The sequence below is a fragment of the Anabaena sp. CCY 9402-a genome, assembly GCF_963920945.1.
Classification (GTDB): Bacteria; Cyanobacteriota; Cyanobacteriia; order Cyanobacteriales; family Nostocaceae; genus Trichormus; species Trichormus minutissimus.
In genome coordinates, this window is record NZ_CAWUDL010000007.1 from 1 (window position 1) to 14,630 (window position 14,630).

Sequence of the window (14,630 nt, forward strand, 5' to 3'; positions counted from 1 at the left end):
TTTTTATCTTCTCTGTTTATTTTCCTATAAAATTTATTTTAAAGATAGGTCTAATCAGACTCCCTTTTTTTCTTGAACATGACCGATTTAGTCTAAACTCCAGTTTTGAGGAAGGGGACTGGGGACTGGGGACTGGGGAAACGAAAGAAGGGGGAGCAGGGGGAGAAAAAGACAATTCCCAATTCCTAATTCCCGAACTAGAATTTAAAGTTAAGGCTGTCTTATCTTGTATCCATGAATTTTCCCGATCGTTTTGCTCTTCTTTGTAGCTTAGTTAGTGCTTTGGGACTGACAACAGCTATATTGCCAAACTCAAACAGTGCTAGTGCTGCTGTTGAGGGTTGCCCAATTTCCGCTTTGTCTCGTTTTCGGCGGCATAAAGTGGTTCGTGGTGATACTTTGGTTAGCATTGCACAGCGTTACAATCTCATTCCTGAAACGATTGTGGGGATGAATCCATCTCTTCAGGATGGTTCGCTTCCGACTGTGGGTAGTGAATTACAAATTCCTCCTTTCAATGGGGTGGTGGTGGAAGTACCTCGCGGTCAAACTTGGCGACAAATAGCGACAAGATTTAAAGTTCGTCCTGATGCTCTATTTGAGGTAAATGGTTGTCAACAAGACCCCAGAATTGTTTTTGTACCTGGGGTAAATTGGTCGCCTAATGGTTTTACTGCAACTCCCAAAAATGCTGTGTTCACTACCTCAGTTCAGCTATCTGGCTATCCTTTACAGCAGGCGAGAGAGGTGACGTTACCCTATGGCTGGCAAATTAACCCGAATACAGGTGATGTATTCTTCCATAGCGGCATAGATTTGTTGGCAGATGTGGGAACTCCTGTCGAAGCGATCGCCGCAGGTAAGGTAGTATTTGCTCAAGAACAGGGTACTTACGGTAATCTAGTCATCATTAACCATAATGGCGGACTGCAAAGCCGTTATGCCCATCTTGATAGTATTCAAGTTAAAGTTGGTCAACAAATCAATAAAGGTCAGTTACTGGGAACTGTAGGCACAACTGGACAACCAACGGGTAAACAATCCCATCTGCATTTTGAAATTCGTTCGAGTTCTTCTCTGGGTTGGGTAGCTGAAAACCCCAAGGATTATTTAAAACCATAAAGCACTGTTAGCGATCGCCTACGGCGGGGATACTGTTGGCGAATGTAATACATTTTTGTATTTTAAAATATTACGCAAGCTCAAACCTTCAATCTGTGGTTGCGGCTTTTAGTTGTAACACCTTTGTTTATCCGTTTGTAACACTTTCGCCAACAGTATCCGGCGGGGCGCAGCCCATCGCCTCAACCATTCAAAATTCAAAATTAACTTTTATTTCAGGGGTAAATACAGTTTTACCTAAAAGGTTTTACCCAAGAGCGTTGGAGAGCAATATCAAGCGCGATCGCCGCCATTGCAAACCACAATATACTTTCACCTACTAATACAACAAAGGGTAAAACTGTACTACTAGCATTTAACCCTTCGATTTGAGTTAAGCCGCGCACCAAACCAAAAGCCAACACACCGCCAGAGTTCAAGTGTGGATTTTGATCGGTGCGGATGATATAGCGGTAAGTCACACCGAATAGTAAACCAGAAAAACCAGCGATCGCCCCACTCATTAACCAATACCAATTAAAATCTCTTTGCAGACTTACGAGTATGGGAAAATACTTGGCCAGCACCAGGGTATTGACAAAACTAGTAATTAAGAAAGCCAAACCCAAAGCCAAACCCCCAATAATTCCGGCTTTAAGGGATTCTAGCCGTTCTGCCATGTATTGATGATCTAAAATTCGGTTCATAATCAAGATTGAAAATTGGGATGAGAGATTAGGTATGAATTCATGATTCATCTTTAGTTGAGATAAAGATGGGAAAATTGCCCAGTACCCAGTCCCCAGTAACCAGTATGATAAATATTAGAGACGTTTTGTAAAAAATTTCAGAAGTAAAACTATGGCGATTTTGACATTGGGTTGGGTATCACTACTAGTTGTGTTTACTTGGTCAATTGCAATGGTAGTATGGGGTCGTAACGGACTATAGAGGCATTGTGGAAAGTCCAGTTCTGAGTATTTTGGCTTTAGTCGCCTTAGTGCTGCTAGTAGTAGTTACTGGTGGCGTTGGCTATTTAACCTTGGCAGAATGGCGCGATCGCCGTCTTCAAGAGAACGAAAAACGTGAACTCCGACGCACCACTACTAAGCGGCGATGATTCACTAGTGAACAAAGCACAGTTTTTTCAAGAATATTTTCCCAGGGACACGGTATTTATTTATCGTGTCTTTAAATTTTTACTGTTAAATTTACTTCTGCCTAGGGAATTATGATATAGAACTTCATTTCTAATTTCCAATTCCTTCTTCCCATTTTTAAGACAGATTATGAAAACAGCCTTATCTAGAGTAATAGCCCAAATTCGTGAGTCTCTGGATATAAATACTATCTTCAAAGTTACAGTTACTGAAGTCCGCCAATCTCTGAATACAGACAGAGTTGGGGTGTTTCGTTTTACTCCTAATTTGGGATGGGAAGGAGAATTTATCTACGAAGATGTGGGAGATGAATGGAGTGCCTTATTAACAACCAAATTGGGCGATCACTGTCTTACAGAGGAATTTGCTAGGCTGCATCAGCAGGGTAAAATTACAGCAATGGCTGATATCCATGAAGCTGGAATCAGTGATTGTTACGTTCAGATGCTGGAGAAATTCCAAGTACGTGCCAATATTGTTGTTCCCTTAATCAAATGTCAAGACTTGTGGGGGTTATTGTGCATTCATCAGTGTAGTAGCACTCGACAATGGGAAACTGCCGAAATTGAGTTTGTGCAGTTAATTGCTGAACATTTGGCAGTGGCTTTACAGCAAGCAGATTATATAGAACAAGCCAAAGCACAATCAGCACAACTAGCACAAGCTCAAGCCAGAGAAAAAGCCGTAGAGTGGCAAAAAACAATTGCGATCGCCATTGAAAAAATTCGCCAATCCCTAGATTTAGAAACCATTTTCCGCACCAGTACCGCAGAAATCAGAAAACTCATCAATACTGACCGTGTAGCCATCTATCGCTTCAATCCCGATTGGACTGGGGAGTTTGTTTTTGAATCTGTGAGAGAGGGTTGGATTTCCCTGATCGATGAACAGTTACAAAGACCAGAATTAAAAGAAAATGTCAGTGAATGTAGTGCTAAAGAGTTAGCCAAAACTCCAGTAGCAGATACTTACTTACAAGATACAGAAGGTGGTCGTTTCACCAGAGGTGAAGTGTATCGCGTTTGTCCTGATATTTACAATGCAGGGTTTAGTGAGTGTTACCTCAATGTATTAGAAATTTATCAAGCCAGAGCCTATGTAATCATTGCCATATATCACGGACAAAAGCTGTGGGGTTTGTTAGCAGTTTACCAAAACACTGGGATTCGTGATTGGCAAGAAGATGAAGTTTACTTACTTACTCAAGTTAGCACTCAATTAGGTGTAGCTTTACAGCAAGCGGAATACTTACAACAAATGCAAATCCAAGCCGCAGAACTCAGCAAAGCTGCGGAACGCCAACGAGCATTAGCAAACACTGTAGAAAAAATCCGCCACTCTCTAGATATTGAAATCATTTTTACAACCACTACTCAAGAGGTACGAGGTTTACTAGGAGTCGAAAGAGTAGCAATTTATCGCTTTCATCCTGATTGGAGTGGTGAATTTGTGGCTGATTCCCTTCTTAATGGTTGGCAACCAATAATCAAACCACAACCTCCTACAGAACGCTTGCTGTCACCAGAAACACAACCAGGGAACTATGCTCGTAATGAAATTTTTGTGCCGATTTGCCAAGGTGAAAAACTGTGGGGTTTGTTAGTAGCCTATCAAAACTCGCGACTGCGTTATTGGCAAGAAGAAGAAACCAACTTATTAGCTCAAGTTGGTGTACAGCTAGGCATAGCACTACAACAAGCCGAAACTTTGCAACAGGTGCAAGTGCAAGCTGAACAACTAGCAAAAGCCGCCGAACGAGAACGCAAAGCCGCAGCCAGGGAAAAAGCTTTAGCGGCGACAGTAGAAAAAATCCGCCGTTCCCTGGACTTGAATACTATTTTTATTACCAGCACTCAAGAAGTCCGGCGGTTATTGGAAGTAGATCGCGTCATCATCTATCGTTTTCAGTCTGATTGGAGTGGTGAATTTGTTGCGGAATCATTAGCTGATGGTTGGACACCAGTCAGCAAAATTGTAGATGCGATCGCAGATGATTACTTACAAAAAACCCAAGGAGGCGATTTCGCTAACGGCAAAATTATTGCTATTAATGATATTCACAGCCGAAATTATTCTCAACATCATCTGGCTTTGATTAAAACAATGAAAGCTAGAGCATACATAGTTGTGCCAATTTTTCAAGGTGAGCAACTATGGGGATTATTAGGTGCTTATCAAAATACTCAACCTCATGAATGGCAAGAGGATGAAATAGATTTATTAGTGCAGATTAGCACTCAATTAGGTGTGGGGATTCAACAGGCGGAGTTACTAGAACAAACCAAGTGCCAAAAGGAAGCAATTGCTCACGCACTAAAAGAATTACAAGAAACACAAAGCCAGTTAATTCAAAGTGAAAAGATGGCGAGTTTGGGGCAATTAGTAGCTGGAATAGCCCATGAAATTAACAATCCAATTAGTTTCATTTACGGTAACATCACATACGTGAATGAACACACAGAAAATTTATTTAAATTAGTGGATGGCTACAAAAAAAATTATCCCCAGCCTAAGAAAGAATTTCAAGAGCAGATAGCAGAATTAGACTTAGATTTTATTGCTGATGATTTACCAAAAATTCTCAAATCAATGATGATAGGTGCAGAACGAATTTCTCAGTTAGTTTTATCATTACGTAGTTTTGCCAGACTTGACGAAGCGAAAATGAAACCTGTTGACCTGCATGAAGGGATCGACAGCACTCTGTTAATTTTACAACATCGGCTGGAAGCTAAAAATGATTTTCCAGCGATAGAAGTCATAAAAGAGTATGGTGAATTATCTGAAGTAGTGTGTTACGCAGCGCAGATGAATCAGGTATTTATGAATATTATTAATAATTCTATAGATGCTCTAGAATCTGCCATGTCTTTGGATAAAATTACTGTCACGCCCCAAATTAAAATATCTACAAAAGTTATAGAAAATCATACAATCTTCATTAGTATTGCTGACAATGGTTGTGGCATTCTAGAAAATGTGCGATCGCGGATTTTTGAACCATTCTTTACCACCAAACAACCAGGACAAGGTACTGGGTTAGGTTTATCTATTAGCTATAAAATTATAGTGGAAGAACACGGCGGTAAAATTAACTGTATTTCTGAACCTGGTAAAGGTTGTAAGTTTTGCATAGAAATTCCCACACAGCCTTTAGCTGCGGTTAACTAAAGTTATTAGAATTACCCAGGCGTTCGGCTAATGTATCCAAAAAGCTGACAAAAACTAAAACACTTACTTTCAGGTTTCCCGCAGATTAAGTAGTTTTTATGATATTTTAAAAAATTATTAAGAAAGACAAAAGTTCTTGAACAAAGCTTGAGATTCTAGATAAACTAAAGTACATCAATCCCAAATTCACCCTACCAAGATTGATCAGCACTACTTAGCCAATCAGTATCTGCCACTTAATAAAAATCACAGGCTAAATCTTTCCTGAATTTGAGAATTTCAGGGTAACTACATACTAGCTATTGTTTCCTAGCCAATCCACAATACGGTTCAATTAAGGCTTTGCGTTGGCGCACGTAAGCCTAATCGTAGAGTAACCCAACAAATACGTGCAAATGTTGAGTTCCTCTGCGGTATCTTGCTACGTTCCTCAATCCAATCCCCTATACTCTCTTATCCGAACAGTATTGACCGAATACCCATCACTCAGAAACATCACGACTCGTAAAACCCGGATTCATCAACTACTTAAAATTTGTGTGTAGACCGTAGCCTCGCTTGCGGTGAGGTAGTTGGGGGTGGGTTGAGAAACCTACCCTTTATAAAAATCAGACCACTTAAATCAAAAGCAATCAAGATTACCAGAGGAGGGTAACATGGAAATCTTTGATTATGTAATTTTAGGAGCTGGATTAGGTGGATTAGCAACAGCCGCTTGCTTAACACGTCAGGGATATAATGTCGCAGTTTTAGAAAAACACTATTTACCTGGCGGTTGCTGTCACACCTTTGATTATGGGGAATATAGTTTTTGTGCTGATGTGCATTATATTTCTCAATGTGGTAGTGATCAAGCGATCGCGCAATTTCTCAACTATATTAACCGAGATGTACCCTTTAATAGCCTAAATCCAGATTGCATAGATCGCATCATCACACCAGAGGCAGATTTTAGGATTCCCCTAGGGTGGGAAAGTCTGCGTTCCCGATTGCTTTCCACCTTCCCAGAAGAAGCTAATGCTATCAACCGCTACTGTGATGAAATTCAGCAACTCCATCACGAAATTCGCAGCTTAGGGCAAGAAGTGCGTTGGTATGATCAAAAATGGTCTAACTGGTTAAAGTTGCCAAAATATTTCAATCTTTTTCGCAAGCGCAGTTGGACTCTGCAAGATTTATATAATCATGTCGGGTTATCACCTAAATTACAAGCCATCCTAGCCGGACAAAGTGGCGACTATGCACTACCACCCCAAGAAATAGCCCTTCTTACCCATACTTCCCTAGTTTGGGACTATTCCGAAGGTGCTTATTATCCCAAACATCACTTTAAGCACTTTGTAGACACCATTGTTGATGCCATTACCGCCAGTGGGGGTGTAATTGCCTATGCTACCACGGTTAATCATATCCAAGTCAGTAACGGTAGTGTTCATAGTGTATTAGCTGATGGCAAAATCTATCGTGCTACCAAGGCTTATATTAGCGACCTTGACCCCAAATTAACAGTAGAGTTGATGCACGAGAATGAAGCCATCAGCCATAGGGAACGTCGGCGGTTGACTGGCTATGAATATTCAGCTAGTGCTTTTAATATCTACCTGGGTTTAGATAGCCGCTTTCAACCAGAACGTTATGGCATCGGTAATTGGAATACTTGGTACTATCCTACAGGTAACTTAAATAGAGAATATCAACAACAATTGCAAGGTGACTTTAGCCAACCGTGGATTTTCTTGTCTTGTCCAACTATGAAATCTGATGAACCGGGAATAGCCCCAGAAGGACATCATATTCTAGAAATTGCCACCGTTTGCCCTTACGCACCTTTTGAACATCTGCACAAAACTGACTTACAAGCTTACAAAGCCAAAAAACGTGAAGTTTACCAACAAATCATGCACAGTGTTAGGGATTTGATTCCTGACATAGACAATTACACGCGCATGAAGGTTTACGGTACACCTACCACCAGCGAATATTATCTAGGACAACCAGAAGGTAATATTTATGGGGCGAAATTAGTACCCCAACAAGTAGGATTAAATCGCATAGGATACACGACGGAATTACCAAACCTGTTTTTAGTGGGTGCAAGTGCTGGGTATCCCAGTGTACCGGGTGTAATTGGCAATGGGATGGATGTTGTAGAACTGCTGACAGGGGAATCAGTACGGCGGAAAGTTAACACACTTCAGCCTTTAGTAGCAGCCAACTAACAAATAGAAAAGAGCCAGAGAATATATTCCCTGGCTCATAGATACAGACACAACAATCAATAACTACATTATTTAGGTAAGTAGAAAATAACCTCAAATCAGCAAAAATATTTTGCTGATTTCTACTGTTTACTTCCTAAGTTTTTATCCTAAAATCTACCTAGGTAATGTAGTCCTAAAATCAGACCTACTCCTAAGATGTGGCCAAAGGCTGTAGTTGCTAATAAAGCGGGTAAACCAAAGCCACCGAAGAGATTAGAAGAAGGTAAAGCTGGTTCTGAACTGGGATACTTGATGCTGAATTTGCCAAAGGTAATGGCAATGATATTGGCAATAATCATGAAAATCCCAACTGTGGGACTCCATTCCAGGGGTGCGGTGGCAGCAGCGAGTAAGGTTGAAGTTAACACCTGAATTTATGCTCCTGAAATTTAATCGAATAATTGAAAATATCATCTGAAAAATCTCGCAATAAATTCAAGAGAAATTGCTATTTTGCATTAATATTTAACATTCATTTTCAATACTTCATAAATCTGGGGATCAATTTGGTAGGTAGATTGAGATGATGCTGGAGAAACCTATTTATATACACACAAAAGATATTTATTTTGTGCTTGCCATTACATCTTAATGAATATTATCATAATGTATGAATTTGCTAGGTGACTACGCCATCTCTACCTTCTCTACGAGACGCTACGCCAACGCAATTATTATTTAAACCCAATATCAACAGTTTTTACATTTTTCCCATAGTTGCAACTAGCTGATGAAATGAAGCTTCTTTTTGCCTCTAATATCTGTATGCACAACAAATGAATATTTCTCAAATCAGGTTGGAGTTAAACAACTCGCATCATGATGCAAAGTTCAGCTTTGACCTGGTGTTACACCCTACTTAATTCAAATTCTTTTATCCTTGATATTTAATCAATTATGATTTCTGTATTTAAAATCATCAAATAACTTAAAAAACTATTCAATTTTAGCTAAAATATAAAATAAAACTGGCAATTAATAATCACAAGATTAATAAAAAATACGAATTCATCAAAAACAATTTTCAAGCACAAAAAAGTTCAAATTAAGCAGGTTTATCTCTTGCCTTATGTAAAATGAATTACGCTTTTTACTATTCCTTTGTACCTTATTAATACCTGCCATTTTGTTTAAAAATAAAGCCCAGACTCATGTTTCAGCGAAATAATCAAAACAATAATATGTCCAGAAAAAATAATTTAATATCGAATGAATAAATTAGTAAAACTATGTTAGGATGACAACAGGAATCAAAAAAGCAAGCACGCAAAAAGACTTCGCAAGTAATATTGCGACTTAATCAAGTCCTTTTGCTCTGGTAAATCCACTTCAATATCGTTACACCTTTTGGTAACGGTATAAATCAGCCAGATAAACAGGATTGTCGCATTAGTACAAACTTGAAGTCAGTGATAACTTGCTTAGGTAATAACTAGTGAGAGTTGGCTAGACAAGCTAGTATTACCTGCCAGAAATAATTACTCTAGGAGACTGGGAAGAAAGACTCTTAGTACACCCTGGCAATCTAAAAAAAATCAGAACGGTTACTGAATATCGTGCAATGGGAATTAACTATTCCTATTAGCAAACTATGTTCTAGTAGTTACTCACTTTGGGCGTAAAAACTTGAGGCAGAGTAAATATCGTTCCCCAAGATTTAGGAATTTAAGCATATTGTCAACAGTCACCAATACATTGCCCAAATCCTAGTGTTTGAGGTTGCTAATGTAAGGTATTGACATATACGAAATCAGGAAGGTTGTCAGCACCATTCAGAGTGGATTGCAATGTTGGTTAGTTGGGTTCAGGGAAAAAAACCTGGATAAATATTCCTGCTGTAACCACTCTTAAGGCTTGAGCAACCGATGGTGATTTATGACAATTAACTGCAATGTCTATGTCAAGCTTTTCTGGACTCAGTAGTGAGTACAGTAATACTTGCAATATTCCTGAGAGAGAAACCCTCATCTGTGCAACCTCTTACCAATATTTACTCTAGAACTTTGCATTCACAGTTATTGTAGGAAAACACAAACCATGAGTATTGACAAAAAAATCAGACAAATAGCTTTCTACGGTAAGGGCGGTATTGGTAAGTCTACTACTTCTCAAAACACCTTGGCAGCAATGGCAGAAATGGGTCAACGCATCCTGATTGTAGGTTGTGACCCTAAAGCTGACTCCACCCGTTTGATGCTGCACTCTAAAGCTCAAACCACAGTTCTGCACTTGGCTGCTGAACGTGGCGCAGTTGAAGACCTAGAACTCGAAGAAGTAATGTTAACCGGCTTCCGTGGTGTGAAGTGCGTGGAGTCTGGTGGACCAGAACCCGGTGTAGGTTGTGCTGGTCGTGGTATTATCACCGCCATCAACTTCTTAGAAGAAAATGGTGCTTACCAAGACGTTGACTTTGTATCTTATGACGTACTAGGTGACGTTGTATGTGGTGGTTTCGCGATGCCTATCCGCGAAAACAAAGCACAAGAAATCTACATCGTGACATCAGGTGAAATGATGGCGATGTACGCTGCAAACAACATCGCTCGCGGTATTTTGAAATATGCCCACACAGGTGGTGTACGTTTAGGTGGTTTGATTTGTAACAGCCGGAACGTTGACAGAGAAATCGAATTGATCGAAACTCTGGCAAAACGGTTGAACACCCAAATGATTCACTACGTACCTCGTGACAACATTGTTCAACACGCTGAGTTGCGCCGGATGACCGTTAACGAGTACGCACCAGATAGCGCACAAGGTAACGAATACCGGACATTGGCTACCAAAATCGTCAACAACAAGAATCTTCAGATTCCTACCCCAATTGAGATGGAAGAACTAGAAGAGTTGTTGATTGAATTCGGTATTCTAGAAAGCGAAGAAAATGCTGCAAAAATGCTTGCTGCAACTTCTGAACCCACTGCTAAGTAAGTAATGTGATTCAGTTTTGATAGATTCCATAACCCCGAATTTTGAGAAAATCGGGGTTATTTCTGTTCACCATCTTTTTTTGGCGTAGCTGGGCAATTCTGCGATCGCCTAGATTGAAGATAATCTACACTCAAAGAAAGACCGATTATTCGCAACTGCTGTTATGTCTTCAACTTTAGACTCTTTACCGCCTGCTCTAGCTAAAATTGTCCAGCGTTTTCAACGGGCGACAGACCCAAAGCGACGCTATGAACAACTCATCTGGTATGCTCAAAAGATGCCAGAGTTCCCAGAAACTGATAAAGTCCCAGAAAATAAAGTCCCTGGTTGTGTTTCGCAAGTATATGTGACTGCAACTTTGCATGATGGTAAGGTGACATATCAGGGGGATTCTGATTCACAATTGACGAAAGGATTACTCGCCCTATTAATTGAAGGCTTAAACGAACTAGCACCTACGGCGATTGTGGAACTTACACCAGATTTTATCCAAGCCACTGGTTTAAATGTCAGCCTCACCCCTTCCCGCGCTAATGGGTTTTATAACATTTTTAAAACTATGCAAAAAAAAGCGTTGGAATGTAAGTTAGACCTGCCAAACTAAAAGTATTGTGACAACTACCCAATATTTAGTGCGATGTCTACCAGTTTATTATCAACCTATGACCCTACTGGATTTGGTGGAGTAGTTCAAGAATATGTCTGGCAATGGGAAAATCAACCATTGCGTGTTGTTTATGAAACTCTGGGCAATGGTTCACCTCTATTACTATTGCCAGCTTTTAGCAGCGTATCCACCCGTCAAGAAATGGCTGGATTGGCTAGGCTACTAGCTCCTCATTTTCAAGTAGTAGCTATAGACTGGCCGGGTTTTGGGCAATCTTCACGCCCTAGTATAGATTACCGACCAGAGATTTATCAGCAATTTCTAGGGGATTTTGTCCAGGCTGTTTTTTCGATTCCTATAACTGTCATAGCAGCTGGTCATGCTGCTGGTTATGTGTTGCAACTAGCGCACCAACAGCCAGATACTTTCTCAAAAATTGTCTTGATTGCACCGACTTGGCGCGGCCCTTTACCGACAATGGGGGCAAATCCAATGTTAGCTGGTGTAGTTAGGGGATTAGTGCGATCGCCTATTGTCGGTCAAATTCTCTACAAACTCAATACCACGCCCTCATTCTTACGGTTTATGTATCGTCGCCATGTCTTTGTCGATACAGCGAAACTCACACCCAGTTTCATGGAGAAGAAATGGCAATCCACCCAAAAACCAGGTGCTAGGTTTGCTTCTGCGGCTTTTGTAACTGGTAATATTGACGCAGTACACAATCAATCCGATTTTCTAGCACTTGTACAGTCCTTATCTGTTCCCATCATGGTAGTGATTGCAGAATCAAGTCCCCCCAAATCACGCGCCGAAATGGAAGTTGTCGCGGCACTCCCAGGGGTTAGAAGTGTTGTACTTCCCGGTTCTTTGGGAATGCACGAGGAATACCCAGCAGAGATTTTTGCAGCCATTGAGGATTTTTTACATCATTAAAGGTTTGTAGTAAGGGCTTTAGCCCTTTTTTAAGCACTAAAGTCCTTACTACGAACTCAATCACAAGTATTTCACATTGCAAAATACATAGTTAGTTTGATTTCTTCCCACAGACTTACTAATTCAAACTTTTTACAGTGCGTTTTTTCAGATGAGAGATAGACAAAGCTAATAAACCAGCGAATCCTAAAGCAATAGTAGTAGAAGGTTCTGGTACTTTCTCAACTCGAAAATCTAAGCTAAATGTACCAGACTCTAAATAGTTATCGCTTAAATCTACCAGCTTAAATGTTGCGGAATAAGTACCGGGTGTTGCTGTTTTCTGAGTCCAAAAAGTAGGGGTGAAGGAAAAATCATCACCACCACCGAGGGTATAAATATCACCAAGAGAATTGAGGATATTTTCACCTGCCTCATTCGCAATATTCAATCCACTACTAATTTCCAGCAACTGTAGACCAATTGTTGCACCCGTCAGAGACGACTGCCAACGACCACCAGAACTATTAAATAAATACTGGTCGTCTGCTTCTAAAGCACCTGCTAAAGATGTTATGGATTGGATGTTTAGATTGCTATATTCTTCATGAGTATCAGAGCTAATCAAGCGACCAGAATAAATCCCTGTACCCGGTAATAATTTTAGTGGTGGAATTCCTGTATAAGTCTCAGGAATTCTGTTATTAGCACTGGTTGAATTAATACTTGGGCTATCTACAGCACCTAAGTAGCTATAAGTCCCAATACCATGAAAATGATTACTCGCAGGGTTTGCTTCCCGGTGTGCAGATAAGAAGGTCAAACGGTTGTAGTTCGGGTTATCTAATCCTGCATATGTCCCGCTTAAAAGAATATGTAACCCATCTAAGCCAATGTAATATTCAGTGTCATCATGAGCTTGTGCAGGTGCAATAGCTGTAGATACAACTAATGGCGCAACAGCCAAAAAGCCCACAGCAATATAAGCTTGCTTGTGCCAAAAGCTAGTGTATTTTGAAACCACTAGGGTTCTCCCTGAAAGTATAATTTTTACTAACGATAATGATTATCATGCTCTTTATGGGTTTGTCAATGAAGAATTTGTTAAAAATAGAAGTCCTCAATCCTGGTGAATTGTGAATATTTATAACTAAATACAGATGCCAAAAACAGCAAATAGTGTGGATTGCAGCTTGCATTAATGGCAAATTCACACAAAAATATAAAAGGATTTATGATGGGTGATAATGATTATCCATAAGTGAGATAAGAGGTTTTAAAAGTATGGTTGCTGACGTAATGATAAATTCAGTTCCCGTGACTGTTTTGACCGGCTATTTAGGAGCAGGTAAAACAACTCTACTTAATCACATCCTCACCTACGAACACGGCAAAAAAGTGGCTGTGATTGTTAATGAATTTGGGGAAGTCGGCATTGATAATCAATTAGTAATTGATGCTGACGAAGAAATATTTGAAATGAATAATGGCTGTATTTGTTGTACCGTCAGAGGGGATTTAATTCGCATCATTAATAATTTGATGAAGCGACGCGATAAGTTTGACCATTTAGTTATAGAAACTACTGGGTTAGCCGACCCTGCACCAGTAATTCAGACATTCTTTGTAGATGAAGATATGCAAAGCCAACTGGCTTTAGATGCAGTGGTGACAGTAGTTGATGCCAAGCATATCTGGCAGCACTGGGATGCAGATGAAGCTCAAGAACAGATTGCCTTTGCCGATGTAATTTTACTTAATAAAACAGATTTAGTTACGCCAGCAGAATTAGATGAATTAGAAAAGCGGATTCGGTCGATGAATGCGATGGCGAAAATCTACCGCACCCAAAATTCAGAATTAGCAATGGATGCTTTATTAGGTGTGAATGCGTTTGATTTAGATCGCGCATTAGAAATAGATCCCAATTTTTTGGGTGAAGATACCCACGAACATGATGATAGTATTTTTTCTGTAGCCTTGGTAGATTCAGGGGAACTGGATGGGCAGAAATTAAATGCTTGGCTTTCAGAATTATTGCGTACCCAAGGCCCAGATATCTTTCGGATGAAAGGCATATTAAATATTGCTGGGGAGGATAATAGATTTGTCTTCCAAGGTGTGCATATGATATTGGATGGCAGACCTGATAGACCCTGGAAAGCTAGCGAGAAACGGAAAAACGAATTGGTTTTCATCGGTCGCAATCTCGATGAAGCCCAATTGAAACAAGATTTTCTTGCTTGTATGGCAGCTGAGTAGTGAGTGCTGAGTGCTGAGTAGGGAGTAAAGAGCGTGAAATTAATTATTAGTATTCCTCTCTGCTCCCCTGCTTCCCCTACTCCTCTGCTTTCTAATCCCCAGTCCCCAGCTTTTCAATGAGTGGATTTGCAATTTTGGATTTAGATTATTCAATCCAAAATCTAAAATACGTCTTGAAAAGTTTCCTACGGCGGGAAACCCGCCTACAGAACTTTCCGCAAA

At 40.1% G+C, this 14,630-nt stretch carries 13 protein-coding genes; 9 read left to right on the forward strand and 4 right to left on the reverse strand.

Going from position 1 to position 14,630, the window contains the following annotated elements:
* Window positions 1-234 precede the first annotated feature (234 nt).
* A complete protein-coding gene (locus ACM0OR_RS04220; RefSeq protein ID WP_414575121.1) occupies window positions 235-1,122 on the forward strand; it encodes a LysM peptidoglycan-binding domain-containing M23 family metallopeptidase in 888 nt (295 codons plus the stop codon).
* Between the two features lie 233 nt (window positions 1,123-1,355).
* On the opposite strand, the gene ACM0OR_RS04225 is transcribed toward ACM0OR_RS04220, so the two are convergent.
* Entirely contained in the window at window positions 1,356-1,808 is a 453-nt protein-coding gene (locus ACM0OR_RS04225; RefSeq protein WP_190700420.1) for a hypothetical protein, read from the reverse strand.
* 154 nt (window positions 1,809-1,962) lie between these two features.
* Between ACM0OR_RS04225 and petN the strand changes: the two genes are divergently transcribed.
* The 4 genes from petN to ACM0OR_RS04245 all read left to right on the forward strand — a co-directional run bounded on the left by petN (window position 1,963) and on the right by ACM0OR_RS04245 (window position 7,651).
* Window positions 1,963-2,052, forward strand: coding sequence for a cytochrome b6-f complex subunit PetN (petN, locus tag ACM0OR_RS04230; RefSeq protein ID WP_010998401.1), 90 nt, complete (start codon window positions 1,963-1,965; stop codon window positions 2,050-2,052).
* A gap of 7 nt (window positions 2,053-2,059) precedes the next feature.
* Window positions 2,060-2,221, forward strand: a complete 162-nt coding sequence (locus ACM0OR_RS04235; protein ID WP_414575122.1) for a hypothetical protein — start codon at window positions 2,060-2,062, stop codon at window positions 2,219-2,221.
* A gap of 169 nt (window positions 2,222-2,390) precedes the next feature.
* Window positions 2,391-5,432, forward strand: a complete 3,042-nt coding sequence (locus tag ACM0OR_RS04240) for a GAF domain-containing protein (protein ID WP_414575124.1) — start codon at window positions 2,391-2,393, stop codon at window positions 5,430-5,432.
* A gap of 656 nt (window positions 5,433-6,088) precedes the next feature.
* The gene (locus ACM0OR_RS04245) at window positions 6,089-7,651 is read left to right on the forward strand and encodes a phytoene desaturase family protein (RefSeq protein ID WP_414575125.1); all 1,563 of its coding nucleotides are present in this window, start codon (window positions 6,089-6,091) and stop codon (window positions 7,649-7,651) included.
* Window positions 7,652-7,800: 149 nt separating this feature from the next.
* Here the strand turns inward: ACM0OR_RS04245 and psaK are convergent, their stop codons facing one another.
* Entirely contained in the window at window positions 7,801-8,061 is a 261-nt protein-coding gene (gene psaK, locus ACM0OR_RS04250) for a photosystem I reaction center subunit PsaK (RefSeq protein ID WP_323264910.1), read from the reverse strand.
* A gap of 1,426 nt (window positions 8,062-9,487) precedes the next feature.
* Entirely contained in the window at window positions 9,488-9,661 is a 174-nt protein-coding gene (locus ACM0OR_RS04255) for a hypothetical protein (protein ID WP_414575126.1), read from the reverse strand.
* A gap of 69 nt (window positions 9,662-9,730) precedes the next feature.
* Between ACM0OR_RS04255 and nifH the strand changes: the two genes are divergently transcribed.
* The 3 genes from nifH to ACM0OR_RS04270 all read left to right on the forward strand — a co-directional run bounded on the left by nifH (window position 9,731) and on the right by ACM0OR_RS04270 (window position 12,167).
* Window positions 9,731-10,624 (forward strand): nitrogenase iron protein, encoded by an 894-nt coding sequence (gene nifH / locus ACM0OR_RS04260; RefSeq protein WP_323264909.1) that lies wholly within the window; start codon window positions 9,731-9,733, stop codon window positions 10,622-10,624.
* 163 nt (window positions 10,625-10,787) lie between these two features.
* On the forward strand, window positions 10,788-11,228 hold the full coding sequence (locus tag ACM0OR_RS04265) for a SufE family protein (RefSeq protein WP_414575127.1): 441 nt from the start codon (window positions 10,788-10,790) through the stop codon (window positions 11,226-11,228).
* A gap of 33 nt (window positions 11,229-11,261) precedes the next feature.
* A complete protein-coding gene (locus ACM0OR_RS04270) occupies window positions 11,262-12,167 on the forward strand; it encodes an alpha/beta fold hydrolase (RefSeq protein ID WP_414575128.1) in 906 nt (301 codons plus the stop codon).
* Window positions 12,168-12,285: 118 nt separating this feature from the next.
* Here ACM0OR_RS04270 and ACM0OR_RS04275 read toward each other — a convergent pair whose 3' ends face one another.
* Entirely contained in the window at window positions 12,286-13,170 is an 885-nt protein-coding gene (locus ACM0OR_RS04275) for an all3515 family Zur-repressed PEP-CTERM protein (RefSeq protein WP_414575129.1), read from the reverse strand.
* 260 nt (window positions 13,171-13,430) lie between these two features.
* Here ACM0OR_RS04275 and ACM0OR_RS04280 point away from each other — a divergent pair, with 260 nt between their 5' ends.
* Window positions 13,431-14,408, forward strand: coding sequence for a GTP-binding protein (locus ACM0OR_RS04280; RefSeq protein ID WP_323264905.1), 978 nt, complete (start codon window positions 13,431-13,433; stop codon window positions 14,406-14,408).
* Window positions 14,409-14,630 lie beyond the last annotated feature (222 nt).